Raw genomic sequence first — 18,331 nt, 5'->3', positions numbered from 1 at the left:
ATTTTCTACTACCATTTAATGAGACAAGAGCCCCAGGTCAAACCTCCACCAAAACCTACTAAGGCAACCAAGTCATCTTCCTTTATTAAATTTTCTTCAATAGCTTCATCTAAAGCAACCGGAATCGAAGCTGCTGACATATTTCCATAATTTTGTAGATTAACAAAAGTTTTCTCCTTACTTATACCAAGACGATTAGTAGCGGAATCAATAATTCTCTGATTTGCCTGATGAGGAATAAATAAATCAATATCTTCAGTTGTTTTGTCAATTTTTTTCAAAGCCTTTTCCGTTGTATCACCAATAACTTTCACAGCAAATTTAAAGACTTCATTTCCATTCATTTTGATAAAATGCTCTTTACTACTAACTGTTTCTAATGTAGCCGGCTTTAAGGAACCTCCTGCAGGTTGCTGCAATAATTCCCCCTTGGAGCCATCAGCACCTAAATCAAAAGAGATCAAACCTTTGTCTTCTTCACCATTCTCTACAGGGCCAAGTACTGCTGCGCCGGCTCCATCACCAAAAAGAACGCAGGTGTTTCTATCTTCCCAATCAACAATTTTGGACAGGGTTTCTGATCCTATAACCAAGATATATTTATGGGTATCAGTAGCTATAAACTGACTGGCTATCCGCAATCCATACAAAAAGCCTGTACAGGCAGCTTCCAAGTCAAATGCACATGCTTGATCAGCTCCTAATTTATCTTGAACAAGGCAAGCCGTAGAAGGGAAAGCCATGTCAGGAGTAACCGTAGCTACAATGATCATATCCAAATCGGCTGGTTCAATTCCAGATTTGTTCAAAGCTATTTCGGCCGCTTGTACTGACAAATGAGACGTAGCTGTGTTTTCATCTGCAATCCTACGTTCCTTGATGCCTGTTCTTGATGTGATCCAACTATCACTGGTTTCCACCATCTTCTCCAAATCTTCATTGGTGAAAATTGAATCAGGTACACTTTTTCCTGTGGCCAGTATTTTCGCATTACTCATCAGTTTCTACCCCTTTCTCTATTTCCTGTGAAAAAGCCGTCAAAACTTCGTTATTGACAAAATGATATACTTGGCGCACAATAGCATTTTTAATGGCGGTTTCATTGGAGGAACCGTGACTTTTCACAAGAATTCCGTTCACTCCTAGAAAAGGTGCTCCTCCATACTCATTGTAATCAAATCTACTTTTAAGAGACTTCATACGAGGTTTTAACATCCAAGCTCCAAGTTTACTCTTAAAATCCGCAGTAAATTCGTCTTTCATTGTCCCAAAAAGTCCTTTTCCTATGCCTTCCATAAATTTGAGAAGTACATTTCCCATAAAACCTTCACATACAACCACATCAAAATCACCTGATAACAATTCCCTGGCTTCCACATTACCACAAAAGTTAATAGGAGCAGTCTCTAATAAACTATAGCTTTCCTTAGTAAGTTGATTACCTTTACCTGCTTCTTCACCTACATTTATTAGTCCCACCCGTGGTCGTTCACGACCAAGTACTTTTTCTGCATAAACACTTCCCATAATTGCAAAATCTTTTAAGTGTTCTGGTTTAGGATCCATAGTAGCACCAACGTCTAATACAACAGTCCCATTTCCATCAAAAGCTGGAAAAACAGGTGCTAAAGCAGGCCTTTTGATATTTGCTAGTCTTCCGAGTTTGAGCAACCCTCCAGCCATAAACGCCCCGGTATTTCCAGCACTAACTACAGCTTCTACTTGATTATCTTTTAATAAGTTCATGGCCTTTACTAAGGAGGAGTCTTTTTTTTCTCTAATTGCTTGAGTTGGATTGTCTTCACCTGATATTATTTCCCGTGCATCAACTATATGTATGTTATCATCATCAAAATCTTCGCTTTTTATTCGAGAAAGTTCTTGTTCAATTAATTCTTTTTGACCGACAAGAGAAATCGAAATTTCTTGTAACTCTTGTACAGCTAACAAAGCACCTTTCACAGGCGCTTTTGGGGCATGATCTCCACCCATAGCATCTAAAGCTACTCTAATCATAGTTTTCCCCCTTATTATAAAAATCCTGTTGGAACTAATTTATATCAATAATGTATAGAATCTAAGGTGATATACTATTAGAAATTAAGGATTTTAAATTCTAATTAACTATAAGTTAACTACCAGTTAATTTCAAAAACAGTATAATATATCACCAATTGAATTGCAAGAAAAAAGCACCTACCGGCAACATAATATGAGGCCTGTAGGTGCTTGCAATACTAATTATACTTCTATAATTTCTTCACCTTTGTAATGCCCACAACTTTGACAAATTCTGTGCGGTAATTTCTTTTCTCTACATTGAGGGCACTCAACAAACTGTGGTGCTCTCGCTTTCTTTTGAGCTCTTCTACGATTTGTTCGAGTTTTTGAAGTCCTTTTCTTTGGTACTGCCATTAATTCACACCTCCTTGATTAGTTACTATAAATCTTTTTTTAACTCTTGCAGTTTAGCCATCCGAGGGTCAATGTCCATCCCTTTACACTGACATTTTTTTGATGACAAATCCACTCCGCAATGTGGACATAAACCAGGACAGTCTTCTTGACATACAACTTTTGGAGGAATCGCTAAAATTAACATCTGTCTGAATAAGTCTGTTAGATCTAATTCATTTCCACTAAAATAATCCACATTTAGATCTTCACTGTCTAAGACAACTTCTTTCTCATCATCTTCTTCCTCTTGGTCTTCTTCATCCTGATCTAATTGACTGCTTTCCATCTGGCGAAACTCTTCTTGAAAATTAATGGATATCTCTTTTTTTGCTGGCTTTAAACAGCGATCACAGTTGGTGTCGTATGTTGTTTCAAGTTGTCCCGTAATTAAAATTCCGTTTCCCGTATAAGTCGCCGTAAAATCAACTTTAGCGGGTTGTACACTGTTTTTTAAATCTTGAGGTGGATGTACCTCCCTTTGATACTTCTTAGTTCCTTCAGGTGCACTTTTTAAAGCATTTAATAATACCTTCATAAGCTGTCCTCCTATGCTCCTTAAACAGGTTATATTATAATTAACTCCTCTTTTTTTGTCAAGAATGGTATGTATAGGAAGGATAACACAATTCCCGCCGAGAAACAATTATTACATAACTCAAATTATCTAACAGGGGGTTCTTTAAATATGCAAGGGCTTGGTATCATTGCTGAATACAATCCATTTCACAACGGACATTTATATCATATTACTAATAGTTTAGAGCAAATTCGCCCTGATTTTGTCATGGCTGTTATGAGCGGCAATTGGGTGCAACGAGGAGAGCCAGCTATTATTGATAAATGGACAAGGGCTGAAATGGCCTTGAATCAAGGAGTTGACTTAGTAGTCGAACTGCCTTTTTTATGGGCTACTCAAAGTGCCCGAGAATTTGCCCAAGGAGCAGTTGCTTTGTTAAAGGATTCCGGGGTTATCAGCTACCAATCTTTTGGAAGTGAAACTGGAGATCTAACATTACTACAAAGAGCAGCCAAGTTGTCTTTAGAAGAATCTGAGCACTTTCGACAAACTTTGCATAACTACTTAGACCAAGGATTTAATTTTTCTGAAGCATTGGCTAAGGCTTTAAATTTAAATGAGCTAGCTTCCAATGATATACTTGGAATCGAATATCTAAAAAGTCACGATCTACTGTCTAGTGATATCAGCTGTATAACAGTCCAAAGACAGGGAAGCCCTTACCACAAAAGTGAAATATCCGGCAAATTTAGCAGCGCTACAGCTATTAGACAGGCAGCCAAAAATGGCGATTTATCTCTAATTAAACACACTGTACCTGATCAAACTTGGAATTTACTATCTCAAAATAAAACAGATTGGATATTTTTCAAAATGCTTGAACAGCATATACTTTATAAATTTAGGATAACGAATAAGGAAACTATTGAACAACTAATGGAGTGGGAACAGGGCTTAGAAAACCGCATTTATAATGCTTCCCTTGATTCGTGCACATTAGAAGAGTTTATATCCAAATTAAAAACCAAGCGCTATACAAGAACTCGTTTAAACAGACTGATGTTGCATGCCCTCATGGAAATTGACAAATCACTACTTAACCATTTCAATACCACAGGTCCTCCATACTTAAGAGTTTTAGGTATGAATCAACGAGGCAGACAGGCATTAAAAACAATATCTGACAGAGCTTCTTTACCAATTTTAACCCGTCCAGCCCGTGACTTGAGGTCTTTGTCACATTATTGCCGCCAATGCTTTCACTGGGAAGTGAAGGCATCAGCCTTTTATAATTTATTAAAACAAAAAGACGGTCGAGAAGAATATATAAGGCCTCCTATTGTACATCCTGACTAAATTTACATTAAAGTGATTCCAAAAAATCTTGAACTTCTTCAATATTTGTTACTTTGACAACTTTGATATCTTCGGCCCCTTGTTGAGCTTCTTCATAATTGTTTTCGGGAACCAGGAAGTAAGTAGCGCCTTGGGCTTCTGCAGCTCGAACTTTATGTCTTACTCCTCCTACCGCATTAACGGAACCATCTAAATCTATCGCCCCTGTACCTGCAATTACTCGCCCTTGACTTAAGTCTTCTTCAGTTAACTGATTCATGATTTCTAAAACAAACATCAAACCTGCTGAAGGACCACCAATACCTCCTGTTTCAAAATTTATATCAACTGGTAGTATAGGTTCCCATTTGACAGTTTTTATAAAAACGCCCAAGTATGAATTATCCGGATTATCAGGATGAGCTTTCGTTTCTACAGTTTTTAGCTCCTCTTGGTTATTTCGTTCAATTGTCAATTCTACAGTTTCACCAATAGGATGATTTTCTATATAACCGACTAATTCTTCGGCTAAATATATGGGTTCTCCGTTGACTTTAGTGATAATATCATCTTTTTTTAAAATGTTTTCTGCAGGACTATCCTCTGCTAGCTCTAATACCTTTATACCTTCTCCAGTAAATTCTATTTCATGACCCAAATTTTCTAGAGCAACTGTTTTTGCTATGTTTTGACTGTCCGTCATGCGTTGCTGCATCATCTCTCGATACTCTTCCACATCCATTTCCGGAGGTATCACTTCTTCTATTTCATGTAATTCAGCATTGGGATTAAGTAATCCATACAAAAATGATACTCCACTGGTGCGAGATTGATTCACTGTTGTCAAAAACAAATTGCCAAATTTTTGGCTATCATTGTCTATTTCAATAACCTCACTCAACTCTAAAGGTGTACCTGGTTGTACCAGATAATAATCTGGCGTCACCTGACTTAGTAATAATATTAGGACGGCAACTACAGCAAAGGTTTGTAAAATTCTTGCAATGAGTGATTTAGAGTTAGTCATTTTTTAACACTCCTCGACTACTTGTTTTAAAGCTGGTAAAACTTCCTGACATGCTTCTTTGCCTGCTTCAATAGCTTCTTCTGCCTTTTGGAATTGATTGGGTGTAATACTTTGTACATCAGGCCTAATCAGAATATCGCTATCTTCTCTTCTTTCTTTTAACATTTCAGCTTGCATTATATTCATTGATTGGACTATCACATCAAATATATTAGTAATACTAGCATTAGACACGTGGGTACTCACATCTACTGAAATTACACAATCGGCTCCTAAAGCGCGACACAAACTTACAGGTAGTCGGTCTACTAATGCCCCATCTACTAGAGTTTTTCCTTCGTATTCGTATGGAGTAAAAACTCCCGGAATAGAAATACTTGCCCTGATAGCTTCCGCTAAATTCCCTTGTTTGTAAACAATTCGTTCTCCAGTGTTTAATTCAGTCGCCACACAACCAAAGGGAATTTTGGTATTTTCAATAGCGCTGTCTTTAGTTAACATGCGCAGAATTTGTAAAACTTTATCACCTCGAATAAATCCCTTTCTAGGCACACCTATATCCACCCATTTTTTTTGTGTTAAATTTAAAGATAAGCCCTCGATAATATCAATTGGTATCCCTGCAGCATACAAACCTCCTACCATACTACCCATACTGGTTCCTGCAATGCAATCAATTGGAATATTATTGTCAATTAATGTTTTTAAAACACCTATATGAGCCAAGCCCCGGGCTGAGCCGGCGCTCAAAGCTAAACCTATTTTTTTAGTCAAAATAACCACCTCTAATCTAAGTATATTCCCCTTTTTTACCAATATAAATGATAATGTACCCGGTTTTAAGGAGGAATTGATTATGGATAACATTAAAGGAGGGAAATTATTTCATCTATTCCTATCATGTAGTGCAGCATTTCTAACCATTTCTTTAATACTTTTTCCTGATAGGGCTTTTGACGCGGCAGTTGATGGCCTTAATATTTGGTGGGAAGTAGTTTTTCCGGCTTTACTACCTTTTTTTATCGGGGCAGAAATTTTAATGGGTCTCGGCGTTGTCCACTTCATGGGAGTTATGTTAGAACCATTAATGAGGCCAATATTTAATGTGCCTGGAGCCGGTTCTTTTGTTATGGCAGTAGGTTTGGCTTCTGGATTTCCCATTGGGTCCATTCTAACATCCAAGCTTAGAAGGGACAGTATGCTTACTAAAACTGAGGCGGAAAGATTATTGTGCTTTACCAATACTGCTGATCCACTTTTTATGTTCGGGGCTGTAGCAGTAGGAATGTTTCACAATGCCCAATTAGGTTTAATGATAGCTGCAGCCCATTATATGTCTAGTTTTACTGTGGGTTTATTAATGCGATTTTACAAAAAAAATAGTTCTGATATAACAAAAGAACCAAAAAGCCAAGAACATATAGTTATTAGAGCATTTAAAGCTATGTTCGATGCAAAAGACCGGGACGGACGCACCATGGGTAAATTATTAGGGGATGCAATAAAAAACTCGGTCAACAATTTATTACTTATCGGAGGCTTTATTATACTTTTTTCAGTAATTATAAGAATTTTAACAGTTGTAGGAGTAGTTGATTTGATAACAGCAATTTTGGCACCAATTTTTGTATCTGTGGGGCTAGAGCCCGATTTAATTCCAGCAATTATTAGTGGTTTTTTCGAAATTTCTCTTGGCTCCGAAATCGCCGGCAATTTGCCTGCTGAAATTCCTTTAGTACAAAAGTTAATGGCTGTGGGAGCAATCATCGCTTGGAGTGGTTTATCAGTCCATGCACAAGTTGCAAGTATAACCAGTGATACAGATATTAACATTATTCCTTTTATATGTGCTAGAGTGGTACACGGATTGTTAGCAGCAATTTATACAATACCAGTTGTAAATTATATTTTCGCTGATATCAGTCTTTCTCATACAGTAACGGCAATTTCCAAAACAGGGACAGAATTAATTTATACTTGGGGTTTAGGAGTCACTTGGTCCCTAAGTGTATTTATTATCCTAATATTGTTCACAATTTTACTAATGTTATTATATACTCTAGGGATTAGCAAAAAAGTATTAGTCCTGTTTAAAAACCGTAAATAATTACGGATATATGATATCATTTCCTTTGAGAGTTCCTTTTTTCAATAATGTAGTCTTGAATTTGTTCTGGTACTAATCCCTCAATACATCCATCAAAAGCTACTACTTCTTTTACTACACTGGAACTTAAAAATGAACATTTATGATTAGTCATCATGAAAATAGTTTCAATATCAGGTGCTAATTTTCTATTCGTCAGAGCCATTTGCATTTCATTTTCAAAATCCGATATAGCTCGAAGACCTTTAATAACTATGCTAACTTGTTTTTCTCTAACATAATCAACTAGTAACCCATTAAAATCATCAATTTCTACATTGGCATATTCCTTAGTGATCATTTCCAACATTTTTCGACGTTCTGCCACTGTAAACATAGGGTTTTTCTCTGGATTATTTAACACAGCAACTATAACTTTATCAAAAACCCGAGCAGCTCTTTGAATAATATCCAAATGGCCATTTGTTGGTGGATCAAAACTTCCGGGATAAATTACCGTTTTCATAACTATTCACTCCTTAACGGTGTTAGGATTGTAATTGTAGTATCACCATAATTTTTTTCCTTTACTTGTTTCCATAGTTTTAGCTCAGTTTCAATTAATTTCCCTTGCTCATGTTCTAAAATTAATAAACCACCATGGGATATTATGGCAGCTAACTCTTCAGAACTCAACAATTTATCAGTATAACCTTGTCTGTACGGCGGATCTGCAAAAACTAAGTCAAAAGCTGTATTTTTTGCTTGCACTCCCTTTGACAACCATTTAAAAATATCGTCTTTAATAATTTCGACTTGTGATGAAAATTCACATAATTTCACATTATTTCGCACCAATTTGATAGCAGAAATATTATTGTCAATGAATGTAACATCCCTAGCCCCACGGCTAAGTGACTCTAAACCTAAATTACCACTACCGCAAAACATATCAAGAACATGGGTATCCGTGATATCTTGTAGCATGTTAAATATTGATTCTTTAACCTTATCCGAAGTTGGTCTGATTTTATTACTTTTTAAGCTATGTAGTTTTAGCCCCTTTTTTGATCCAGCTATTATCCTCATATTATATATTCACCACTTGTATTATAAATGATTTAGAACATCTATATTCTACCAACAAAAAAAAGAAATTTCAATTAAGTTTCGTAATGTTGGCTACAAAATTTTTTAATAGTGTATACTCTTTACTTAAATGGTAATAATATTCATAGAAGGGTTAACCCCAAACTCTTCCTCCGGTTTCTCCTCTCCCGTAAACCAGGGTCTATAAGACCCTGGTTTATTAATAAAAGGGAAAAAATTTTCTTTTTTATGTTACATTTTTCATTTTTAACCTTTTCGTTGGGTTATAATAAATTTATTAGAGAATATAAATAAAACCGGGTAGATCTAAGTCTACCCGGCCCTGTTAACTTATATGTGTGAAGATATTCTGTTATTGACCTCCTGTTTGGCTCAACTGGTTTTCATAAGCTTCAACCATCTTTCTAGTCATGTTGCCTCCTACTGCACCACAGTCTCTTGAGGTAAGATTACCCCAATAGTCACTTTGAGGAGGCTGAATTCCTAGTTCGCTAGCTACTTCATATTTGAATTGGTAAAGGCCTCTCTCGGCACCTTCTACAAGAGCTTTGTTTCTTTTTTGACCTGTACCCATATTGTCACCTCCTTCTTTATTGTCTATTTGTATTATTTCTCCCTTAGCAAGACTTAATACTAGAAGTGTTTTCCTAACTAAAAAACACAAGGGCAATAAACACCCTTGTGTTCGGATTTATGATGAATTATTAAATTTTATTTGTTAAATCATACATACTCCAAAGGCCCCTGGACCAACATGGACTCCAATAACAGGTCCGAAGGGTGAAATCACCATGTCTTCACAATTAAATTCTTCGCTAATTTTAGTTTTAATCATATCTAGATTTTCTTGTTCATTACCACTATAAAGAATTCCCGCCGTTACATTCACGTCTCCCTTTGCTTCTTTTAATAGATCAATTACCTTGTTTATTGCTTTCTTTTTTGTTCTCACTTTATCAATGGGTTCAATGATTCCCTCATTATTAATGGTTAATATCGGTTTGATATCTAAAAGAGAGCCTACCAGGGCTTGAGCCTTACCAATTCTGCCTCCTCGTTTTAAATATTCCAAAGTATCCACAAAAAAATACAAGGTAATTTTTTCTTTCAAAACATCAATTTTGTCGACAATTTCTTCCATAGAAGCTCCTTGCTCTCTTGCTTCTGCAGCCTTTTTGACTAATAATCCCATAGCCAGGGATGCCAATTTAGAATCAATCACCGTAATATCTAAATCAGGTAGCATTTCCTTAGCAATATTAGCTGATTGAAATGTGCCACTAAGCTCTGAGGACAAATGTATTGATAATATTTGATCCTTCTCCCCTGCAATTTCTTGATAACAGTTTACAAAATCTCCTGGAGAAGGTTGAGAAGTTTCGGGATGTTCCTGTGAATTCACTAATTTTTGGTAGAATTCATCAGGAAATAAGTCAATCTTGTCTTTATAGGTATTTTCCGCAAAATGAACGTTTAAGGGTACTACATTGATACTATATTTTTCTATTATTTCTTTAGGTAAATCACATGTACTATCAGTTACTATATGAATCGTCATAGTCTAGCCTCCTTAATTACTCCACAGAAAATGTATAGTAATATAACGGTTGACCTCCGTAATGGCTTTCAATTTCACAGTCGGTGAAAATACCTTCTAGATCTGAAATTAAATTATCAACTTTAGATTTATTAGTATTTTCACCATAATAAATGGTTATAATTTCGTGGTCTTCCGAAACTAAATCATTTAAAGCATCTAATAACACTTGTTCAGATTCAGTTCCGTGATTAGTGATTTTCCCATCTACTATAGCTATTATTTCATCCTTTTTAATATCCATATCATCAATCTTAGTATCTCTAACGGCGTAAGTTATTTCTCCAGTAATAACTTCTTGAGAAGCGTCTCCCATATCCTCAGCCATTTCTTTCATATCGTCGGCTTCTGGGTCAAAGGCCATCATAGAGCTTATACCTTGAGGGATCGTTTTTGTAGGGATAACTTCTACCTGTTTGTCTGATATTTCCTTAGCCTGCTCACAAGCCATAATAATGTTCTTATTATTCGGTAATAAAATAACACTGGACTCAGGTATTTGATTAATTGCGTTAATTAAATCTTCAGTGCTAGGGTTCATAGTTTGTCCGCCTGTAACTACATGAGAAGCACCTAAACTTTGAAAGATCTCATCAAAACCAGCTCCATTAACAACCGTTATAACTCCCACCTTATCTATTTGTTCTTCATTAAACTCGTCTTCCTTACTATCCCCTGGTTCTTCATTTTTAATTATTTCTGTATCGTGTTGTTTTTTCATATTATCTATTTTGATGTCTGTTAGTTCTCCAAATTTCATTGAATCTTCCAGGACTTTTCCCGGTCGATTAGTATGTACATGGACTTTAACTATATCAGTTTCACCTACTACCAGTAAAGAATCACCATAGGCCATCAATTCCTGTTTGAGAGTCTTCTCAGTTTCTTCTGGCTGATTTACACCAGAAAGAATAAATTCCGTACAAAATTTGTAAACCAAATCAGCATCTTCTTCGTGATGACCTTCAGGAATCTGACTTTCGGCGATAGGTATATCTACCTTCAAAGAGGAAAAATCCTCGCCAGAAAGTCCCATTAAAAATCCATAGTAAATATAGTATAATCCTTTACCTCCAGCATCTACTACACCAGCTTCTTTTAGAACCTTTAATTGTTGTGGTGTTCTTTGAACACCTTCATCAGTACTTTGAATTACATAATTTAATAGTTCATTAAAATTAGTTTCTGACTTGTTGCGGACATATTTTTGTCCTCCTTTAGCAGCATCTTTAGCAACAGTTAAAATAGTACCTTCAACTGGCTTCATAACAGCTTTGTAAGCTGTGTTTACACCAGAATTCATGGCTTTGATAAAGGTTTTCACATCTATTTCAGCATACTGTTCTAACTCTTTAGCAAAGCCTCTAAATAGCTGGCTTAAAATAACACCTGAATTACCTCGTGCTCCCATTAATGCTCCTTTTGAGATAGCCTTGGCCACTTCACCAGCATGATTAGTAGTAACTTTTTCAGCCTCTTCCTTAGCCGATTTTACTGTTAAATTCATGTTAGTACCCGTATCACCGTCAGGTACGGGAAAAACATTGAGAGAATTAATTTCTTCTTTTGCTTTATTTAATGAAACTGCTCCACCAGCTATCATTTGTTTTAACATTAATCCGTCAATGGTTTCTTTACTCAATATTTGTACCCCCTTTACTCCTGAACCCTTACACCCTGTACATTGATATTTACTTCCTCAACTTCCAGTCCAGTATAATATTCCACAGTGTATTTTACTTTTTCCATAACATTATGGGCTACTACGGATATTTTAGTACCATAACTGACGATGATATATAGTTCAATGACCAGCTTGTCTTCTGAAACTTTAATCTCAACACCTTTGCTTAAATCTTCTTTTCTTAGAATTTCATTTATACCGTCTTTTAACCTGCGAGAAGCCATCCCTACTAATCCGTAACATTCAATAGCTGAAATCCCTGCTATAGTGGCAATTACTTGTTCGGATAACGAAATTTGGCCATATTGCGTTTCAAAGATATTTCCTTTCATATTAAACCTGGCTTATACGCCAGGATTCACCTCCTTTTTATAAGGATATTATAGTACTTAACCCTAGCTTTATCCAAGTCTATAATTCAATATGCTTTTCGATAATTCCTTCTTTTCTTGTCAGTTAATGTATCTTATGCTAAAATACACATAGTTTAGTTGGTATTATTATAATTACTTAGTTAGAAAATAAACAGGTAGAACAACTCATCCAATATCAAAATAAAGGGGGTATAAAAATGGCTAATTTATGTGAAATTTGCGGTAAAGGAAATAACTCCGGTGCAAGTGTATCCCATTCCAATAAGAAAACAAAAAGAAAATGGAAGGGGAATATCCAAAAATTAAAAGCCATGGTCGATGGCAGACCTAAAAAAGTTAAAGTGTGCACCCAGTGTATTAAAGCCGGGAAAATAGAAAGAGCATTTTAAGTAAAAAAGCGCTGTAAAAGCGCTTTTTTATTTATTTTATTTTACGACTCCTGTCCCTTATTCCCTTTACCTAAAAAACCTCTCAATAATTTAGCTAAAAACCCAGGTAATTTGATTGTATAAAATTTCATTCAAATCCCTCCCCCAAATAATAATTAATTATTTCAACACCAAATTTGGGTTGGTATTATTCTATTATTGAAACCGACAGAATGTTACTTTCTTCTATTTTGTTTATTATATTTTATGCATAATTCACTAATCTATGTTTAACTATGAACTCTTTTCGAAAAATCGGCATGTACAAATTTTAGAGAAAATCTAAATAGAAGTTGGATCTGGGGAAGGGTATTTTAACAATTTAATAGCTTGTTCTAACCCCAGTTTGGATGAAAATATAGCAGAGCCTGCTACCAGTATATCTGCACCAGAGTCCAGCACCTGTTTGGCATTACTGTGATTTATTCCTCCATCAACTTGAATCATAAAGCTATATTTACCCGCCTTTCGAATTTTATCCAAATCGCTTATTTTGCCTGATACATATGGTATATATTTTTGTCCACCAAACCCAGGATTAACACTCATCAATAAAACCTGATCCAGTTTTGGTAATACCCACTTTATTTGCTCTAAAGGTGTAGCAGGGTTTAAAGAAACTCCAGCTTTAATATCATGTGCAGTAATTGCTTCTATATTTCTGTCCAAATGCAATGAAGCTTCCTGATGAATAGTCAATATATCGGCACCTGCTTGAGCGAATTTGTCGATATACTTTTCCGGTTCTTCAATCATCAAATGTACATCACAAGGAATAGAGGTTATTCTCTTGAGGGCTTCAACAATTTTGGGTCCCATGGTTATATTGGGAACGAATCGTCCATCCATTACATCGACGTGAATCATATCTGCCCCAGCAGCTTCAACAGCCTTGATCTGCTCTTCTAACTTCAATAAATCAGCTGATAATATTGATGGTGCCACTAATGTCATCATCAAAAACTCCTTTCCATGTCTACCAATTCTTCAAAAAATTTGACAAAGTGTTCGTATCTCGTAGTAGGTATATCAGTGCCGACCAATTTCTTAACTTGACAATCAGGTTCCTTTCTATGAGAGCAGTCATTAAATTTGCAATCTGAAGAATGCTTTTTTATTTCTGGAAATGCAAGTTCTAGCTGTTCTGGCACTATTTCTGGCAACTTTTTTTTGTTAAATCCTGGTGTATCAACTAAAAATCCTCCACCGGCTTTTAAAAGTTGACAATGACGGGTGGTATGTTTGCCCGTACCAGCTTTTCTGCTTACGGGATTTACCTCCAAGTTTAAGTCCGGATTCAAGGTGTTTAAAATACTGGATTTACCTACGCCAGATTGACCAGCTAGAACGGAAGTTTTATTTTCAAAGAATTTTGGGAGATGATCCAGATCGTTTTCCTTGACACTGATTAAGGTTGTATTTATCTCTGAAGTTTTATATATTTCAGCCAATTCCTGTGCTTTTTGATAGTCTAGTTCTCTTTTGTTAATACAGACCATTCCCTGTAATCCTTCAAAATAAGCCCAAACCAATAGACGGTCAACTAATTGGAGATTCGGTTTAGGGTTTTTGACAGATGTGACTACAATCACCTGATCCACATTGGCAACTGCAGGTTTTACAAGCCGGTTCTCTCGGGATGATAAATCTGATATCATACCCTGCCCTTCCCCTGTAAGTTCCACTAAAACTACGTCTCCTACTAAGGGAAAGTTATTATCTTTAATTAAATTGCCTTTTAATTTACATTCTATTGTTGCGTTCTTTTCATTGCCTTGTACATAATAGAAATCATTTATAATTTTGACTACTCTACCCTGCATTTATTATCACCCACCTTACTCGGGGAAAATTATGATATCGTAAATCTGTGTGAATTCACCTTGTTCATCTTGGGTAGATATTTCAACTATTCCTTGTTCTGTTCCCTCAATTTCCATTGAATCTTCTTCAGGAACTCCTTCAAAGACTACATGAGCTCCTAATTCATCATCAACAACGATTTTAATTTCCTCATCAGTGGGTAAATTCTCAAGCTGTATAGTATGTCGTTCTACATCTTCGTCCTGTTCTTCTGCTTTATTAACCCAAAGATCTACATTGTCCCCAGGTTGCACTTCTTCCCCGGAATCAGGCCATTGTCTAGTAATGACTTCTGAAGGTAATGTGGGGTCTTCTTCTTCATAAGTGTTTCTCAGTTCTAAATCTAAATCATCAATTTCTTCTTCTATTTCTTCGAAATCTTCCCCGACAAAGTCTGGTAAAACAAAAGGTTCTTCCCCTAAACTAACAGTTATATAGACCTGCTCACCTTCCTCTAATTCTGTATCTTCACTTGGGTCTTGAGATATCACCTTATTAGCTTCTACTTCGTCATATTTTTCCTCTACCTGAACTTCAAATCCACCTTGTTCTAGTTTTATTACAGCTTCACGTTGGCTCATTCCTTCAACGTCCGGTACTTGCAGTAATTCCGGACCTTCACTAATAATCAAACCTATTGTTCTATTTTGCCGAACTGTGCTGTCAGCTTCAGGGTCTTGCCGAATAACATAAGTTGCCTCAATTTCTGGATGAGGTTCCCTTTCAGTTACTGCACTATCAAGCCCTTCTTCTTGCAAAGTTTCTTGGGCTTCATCTAAAGACATTTCCTGTACATTAGGTACAGTTACTTGGGGAACTACTAAAAAAGCCATTATTCGATTAACTCCCCAGGATACTCCTCCAATAATCACACCAAGTATCAAAATTGCCAGCAGTAATTTCTTTATCGAAATTTTAGGTCTGGATTTTTTAGTACGCTTTTTCTTGTTCACATTGTTTCCCTCCACCTTATCGGTTCCTTGATCTGAAGAAGTAGACGAACTTTGTTCTTGCCCAACTACAGGTATCTCCTGAGTGGGAAAATCTTCAGGTGATACCCCTTCTCTATGGTTATTTGCCTTAAAATACTTGTCTTGAAGGCAGTAGTCATCTTGAAAATCTGAATTAAAGTATGACGAGTAGGTGGGATTGTCGACAAAGTTTCTCAAGTCATCCATCAAATCTTTCACATTTTGATATCTAAAAGCTTGATCTTTTTCTAGAGCACGCATTATCACACGTTCAAGCTCTTGAGGTATATCAGGATTATAATTTGTAGGTTTTTCAGGCATTTCTTGAATATGCTTTAAGGCTACAGATACAGGACTACCGCCATTGAAAGGAACATTACCAGTTAGCATTTCATACAAAACTACACCTACCGAATAAATGTCAGAACGTTCGCTAGTATAACTTCCTTTGGCTTGTTCCGGCGAAAAGTAGTGGGCGGAGCCCATGACAGAACTAGTATAGGTTTGTGTAGCTTCGGATACTGCTCTTGCTATACCAAAATCAGTTACCTTAGCCTTACCCTCTGTTGTAATTAAAATATTATGAGGTTTTATATCTCTATGAACCACATTGTTGGCATGGGCGTGAATCAAAGCATCAGAAATTTGACAGACAATGTCAACCGCTTTGTTTACGGGTAACGGAGCTTTTTCTATAATAACTTCCTTCAGACTTTTCCCCTCAATATATTCCATTACAATGAAATGTCTATCCCCATCTTGTCCTACATCGTAAATACTCACAACGTTAAAATGGGATAAGCTTGCAGCAGCTTGAGCTTCTCTGCGAAACTTTTTTATGAACTCCTCATCGTGGGCAAATTGAGGTAGTAATACTTTTATAGCAACATAACGGTTTAAAATTTGATCCTTAGCTTTATAAACCGATGCCATTCCTCCCGTACCAACATGCATTACTATTTGATATCGATTAATTAACAGTTCTCCAATCATCGGCTTCACCTCTTGAAAATACCTGCAAGTTCACTGTTGGTAATCATGGTAACGGTAATATTATCGTGACCTCCTCGTTCTTTAGCTTCTTGTACAAGCCTTTTACACGCCGATTCAATATTCTTCGATTGAACCACCATTTGATAGATCTCGTCATCCTGAATTTGGTCAGTTAAACCATCTGTACAGAACATAACCAAACTATTAGGGGGAAAAGCTAAAGTTTGTATATCTACATTTATTTCAGGACCTGTACCTAAAGCTCGAGTTAGTATATTTTTTTGAGGATGATTAGCGACCTTTTCACTAGAAATTTTACCCTGCTGAAATAATTGGTTAACATAAGAATGGTCTTCTGTTAACTGCATAATTTGTACAGCATCATTTATTATATAGGCTCTAGAGTCTCCTACATGTGCAATAGTCCCGGTTTCTCTTGTGAAAGCACCTACTGTCATAGTAGTACCCATATACAGGAATTCATTTTTTTGATATTTATAATCAAGAATTTCTTGATTAGCCTTTTCAACAGATTCTTTTACTATCTTAGGTAGAATTTCTTGAGATTTCTGATGATTGTCGTATTCGGATTCAAGTTGTTCATGAAAATGCTTTCTGACAGAAGAAACTGCAATTTCACTAGCAACATCGCCTCCGTGATGTCCTCCCATGCCATCTGCAACCCCTGTTATTACTAAGTCTCCTGTTTTGATGCCTTGAATAAAATTATCCTCGTTTTTTTCACGTAAGCACCCTACATCACTCATCCCGAAAAACTGCATTTTTTCACCTCATTACCTTTGATCTTAACTGCCCGCAAGCGCCGTCAACATCGACCCCGCGCTCTTTGCGTACAGTAACGCCAATATTATTCGACTGTAAATTATTTTTAAAATCCGAGATTCTGGAACTCGGAGGTGCCGTAAATTTAGTTTCTTCAACTGGGTTAAAGGGTATCAGATTAACATGTACGGGCATCTTCAATGCTGTTAAAGTTTCGGAAAGTTCTTTTGCCAAATCAATTGAATCATTGAAGTCCTTAATCAGTACGTATTCAAAAGTTATCCGTCTCCCAGTTTTTTGAAAATACACTTGACAGGCTTCTAGCAGTTCGTGAATTGGATATATTTTATTTAAAGGAATCAGTTTATTTCTCAATTCGTCATTGGGAGCATGGAGTGAAATTGCCAAGTTTAACTGCAACTCTTCTTCAGCAAGATTATAGATTTCAGGTACTAAACCACAAGTAGATACAGTAATATGCCTCATACCAATATTTAAACCTTTACCGTCATTGACTATTTTTAAAAACTTGATAAGATGTTGATAATTTTCTAAAGGTTCTCCACTTCCCATAACAACAATATTATTTATCGATTCCGAACCCGGGAGCACTTTATTTGCCATAAGTACTTGATCAATCATTTCTCCTGGGCTCAAATCCCTTTCTTTACCCCCAGTAGTCGATGCGCAAAACACACAATTCATATTGCATCCCGCTTGAGAAGAAATACAGACAGTATTACCATAATCATATTTCATGATAGTAGTTTCTACACCTATACCGTCTTTGAGAACACTTAAAAATTTAATTGTTCCATCTGTTGGTGATGTATATATATTATTACTATCTAACTCTAAATCATTAATGGTGCAGTTTTCCATCAATTCTTGGCGCAGTTTCTTAGGGATATTAGACATCACTTCAATGGAGTCAACTTGTTGAATATACATCCAGTCAAAGATTTGTTTCGCCCGAAATTGTTGCCACCCTTTACGACTAAAATATTCCTGCAATTCATTCAAGGTAAGATCTTTTAAAGATTGCTTGTGATTAATCATATTGCATCATCCCCATCTTCATTACTTATTCATGCCAAAGTATATCA

General features: G+C 36.2%; 21 protein-coding genes. 3 read left to right on the top strand and 18 right to left on the bottom strand.

What is annotated here, in order from left to right; genetic code table 11:
• Positions 1-8 precede the first annotated feature (8 nt).
• The 4 genes from NTHER_RS06870 to NTHER_RS15210 form a co-directional block, all read right to left on the bottom strand.
• A complete protein-coding gene (locus NTHER_RS06870) occupies positions 9-998 on the bottom strand; it encodes a beta-ketoacyl-ACP synthase III (protein ID WP_012447815.1) in 990 nt (329 codons plus the stop codon).
• Positions 991-2,013 (bottom strand): phosphate acyltransferase PlsX, encoded by a 1,023-nt coding sequence (plsX, locus tag NTHER_RS06865; protein WP_041367556.1) that lies wholly within the window; start codon positions 2,011-2,013, stop codon positions 991-993. Before plsX ends, NTHER_RS06870 begins: the two co-directional genes overlap by 8 nt.
• 228 nt (positions 2,014-2,241) lie before the next feature.
• Positions 2,242-2,415 (bottom strand): 50S ribosomal protein L32, encoded by a 174-nt coding sequence (rpmF, locus tag NTHER_RS06860; protein WP_012447813.1) that lies wholly within the window; start codon positions 2,413-2,415, stop codon positions 2,242-2,244.
• Between the two features lie 25 nt (positions 2,416-2,440).
• Positions 2,441-2,992, bottom strand: a complete 552-nt coding sequence (locus NTHER_RS15210; protein ID WP_012447812.1) for a YceD family protein — start codon at positions 2,990-2,992, stop codon at positions 2,441-2,443.
• A 150-nt stretch (positions 2,993-3,142) separates the two neighbouring features.
• Between NTHER_RS15210 and NTHER_RS06850 the strand changes: the two genes are divergently transcribed.
• Entirely contained in the window at positions 3,143-4,330 is a 1,188-nt protein-coding gene (locus NTHER_RS06850) for a nucleotidyltransferase (RefSeq protein ID WP_012447811.1), read from the top strand.
• A 7-nt stretch (positions 4,331-4,337) separates the two neighbouring features.
• Here the strand turns inward: NTHER_RS06850 and NTHER_RS06845 are convergent, their stop codons facing one another.
• Positions 4,338-5,336 (bottom strand): YlbL family protein, encoded by a 999-nt coding sequence (locus tag NTHER_RS06845; RefSeq protein WP_012447810.1) that lies wholly within the window; start codon positions 5,334-5,336, stop codon positions 4,338-4,340.
• Between the two features lie 3 nt (positions 5,337-5,339).
• On the bottom strand, positions 5,340-6,119 hold the full coding sequence (locus tag NTHER_RS06840) for a patatin-like phospholipase family protein (RefSeq protein WP_414628119.1): 780 nt from the start codon (positions 6,117-6,119) through the stop codon (positions 5,340-5,342).
• Positions 6,120-6,192: 73 nt separating this feature from the next.
• On the opposite strand from NTHER_RS06840, the gene ylbJ reads away from it, so the two are divergent.
• The gene (gene ylbJ / locus NTHER_RS06835) at positions 6,193-7,443 is read left to right on the top strand and encodes a sporulation integral membrane protein YlbJ (RefSeq protein ID WP_012447808.1); all 1,251 of its coding nucleotides are present in this window, start codon (positions 6,193-6,195) and stop codon (positions 7,441-7,443) included.
• A gap of 16 nt (positions 7,444-7,459) precedes the next feature.
• Here the strand turns inward: ylbJ and coaD are convergent, their stop codons facing one another.
• The 6 genes from coaD to NTHER_RS06805 all read right to left on the bottom strand — a co-directional run bounded on the left by coaD (position 7,460) and on the right by NTHER_RS06805 (position 12,145).
• The gene (gene coaD / locus NTHER_RS06830) at positions 7,460-7,948 is read right to left on the bottom strand and encodes a pantetheine-phosphate adenylyltransferase (protein WP_012447807.1); all 489 of its coding nucleotides are present in this window, start codon (positions 7,946-7,948) and stop codon (positions 7,460-7,462) included.
• 2 nt (positions 7,949-7,950) lie between these two features.
• On the bottom strand, positions 7,951-8,511 hold the full coding sequence (gene rsmD / locus NTHER_RS06825) for a 16S rRNA (guanine(966)-N(2))-methyltransferase RsmD (protein ID WP_012447806.1): 561 nt from the start codon (positions 8,509-8,511) through the stop codon (positions 7,951-7,953).
• A 373-nt stretch (positions 8,512-8,884) separates the two neighbouring features.
• The gene (locus tag NTHER_RS06820; RefSeq protein ID WP_012447805.1) at positions 8,885-9,106 is read right to left on the bottom strand and encodes an alpha/beta-type small acid-soluble spore protein; all 222 of its coding nucleotides are present in this window, start codon (positions 9,104-9,106) and stop codon (positions 8,885-8,887) included.
• Between the two features lie 144 nt (positions 9,107-9,250).
• The gene (locus NTHER_RS06815) at positions 9,251-10,090 is read right to left on the bottom strand and encodes a DegV family protein (protein WP_012447804.1); all 840 of its coding nucleotides are present in this window, start codon (positions 10,088-10,090) and stop codon (positions 9,251-9,253) included.
• A gap of 16 nt (positions 10,091-10,106) precedes the next feature.
• On the bottom strand, positions 10,107-11,771 hold the full coding sequence (locus NTHER_RS06810) for a DAK2 domain-containing protein (RefSeq protein ID WP_012447803.1): 1,665 nt from the start codon (positions 11,769-11,771) through the stop codon (positions 10,107-10,109).
• A 14-nt stretch (positions 11,772-11,785) separates the two neighbouring features.
• The gene (locus tag NTHER_RS06805) at positions 11,786-12,145 is read right to left on the bottom strand and encodes an Asp23/Gls24 family envelope stress response protein (RefSeq protein ID WP_012447802.1); all 360 of its coding nucleotides are present in this window, start codon (positions 12,143-12,145) and stop codon (positions 11,786-11,788) included.
• A 239-nt stretch (positions 12,146-12,384) separates the two neighbouring features.
• On the opposite strand from NTHER_RS06805, the gene rpmB reads away from it, so the two are divergent.
• Positions 12,385-12,576 carry a 50S ribosomal protein L28 gene (rpmB, locus tag NTHER_RS06800; RefSeq protein ID WP_012447801.1) on the top strand — a complete coding sequence of 64 codons (192 nt, stop codon included), beginning with the start codon at positions 12,385-12,387 and terminating at the stop codon, positions 12,574-12,576.
• A gap of 41 nt (positions 12,577-12,617) precedes the next feature.
• On the opposite strand, the gene spoVM is transcribed toward rpmB, so the two are convergent.
• From spoVM to rlmN, 6 genes are all read right to left on the bottom strand, one after another.
• A complete protein-coding gene (gene spoVM / locus NTHER_RS15600) occupies positions 12,618-12,707 on the bottom strand; it encodes a stage V sporulation protein SpoVM (RefSeq protein WP_083762732.1) in 90 nt (29 codons plus the stop codon).
• A gap of 190 nt (positions 12,708-12,897) precedes the next feature.
• Positions 12,898-13,569: a ribulose-phosphate 3-epimerase gene (gene rpe, locus NTHER_RS06795; protein WP_041366969.1), complete on the bottom strand. Its 672-nt coding sequence runs from the start codon at positions 13,567-13,569 to the stop codon at positions 12,898-12,900.
• Between the two features lie 2 nt (positions 13,570-13,571).
• A complete protein-coding gene (gene rsgA / locus NTHER_RS06790) occupies positions 13,572-14,438 on the bottom strand; it encodes a ribosome small subunit-dependent GTPase A (RefSeq protein ID WP_012447799.1) in 867 nt (288 codons plus the stop codon).
• Positions 14,439-14,453: 15 nt separating this feature from the next.
• Positions 14,454-16,442: a Stk1 family PASTA domain-containing Ser/Thr kinase gene (gene pknB, locus NTHER_RS06785; protein WP_012447798.1), complete on the bottom strand. Its 1,989-nt coding sequence runs from the start codon at positions 16,440-16,442 to the stop codon at positions 14,454-14,456.
• Between the two features lie 5 nt (positions 16,443-16,447).
• Positions 16,448-17,224: a Stp1/IreP family PP2C-type Ser/Thr phosphatase gene (locus NTHER_RS06780; protein ID WP_012447797.1), complete on the bottom strand. Its 777-nt coding sequence runs from the start codon at positions 17,222-17,224 to the stop codon at positions 16,448-16,450.
• Between the two features lie 4 nt (positions 17,225-17,228).
• Entirely contained in the window at positions 17,229-18,284 is a 1,056-nt protein-coding gene (rlmN, locus tag NTHER_RS06775; RefSeq protein ID WP_012447796.1) for a dual-specificity RNA methyltransferase RlmN, read from the bottom strand.
• Positions 18,285-18,331 lie beyond the last annotated feature (47 nt).

The organism is Natranaerobius thermophilus JW/NM-WN-LF, assembly GCF_000020005.1.
Taxonomy (GTDB): domain Bacteria; phylum Bacillota; class Natranaerobiia; order Natranaerobiales; family Natranaerobiaceae; genus Natranaerobius; species Natranaerobius thermophilus.
Note: the sequence above shows the minus strand (reverse complement) of the source record. Positions and strands in the feature narration are given on the sequence as shown.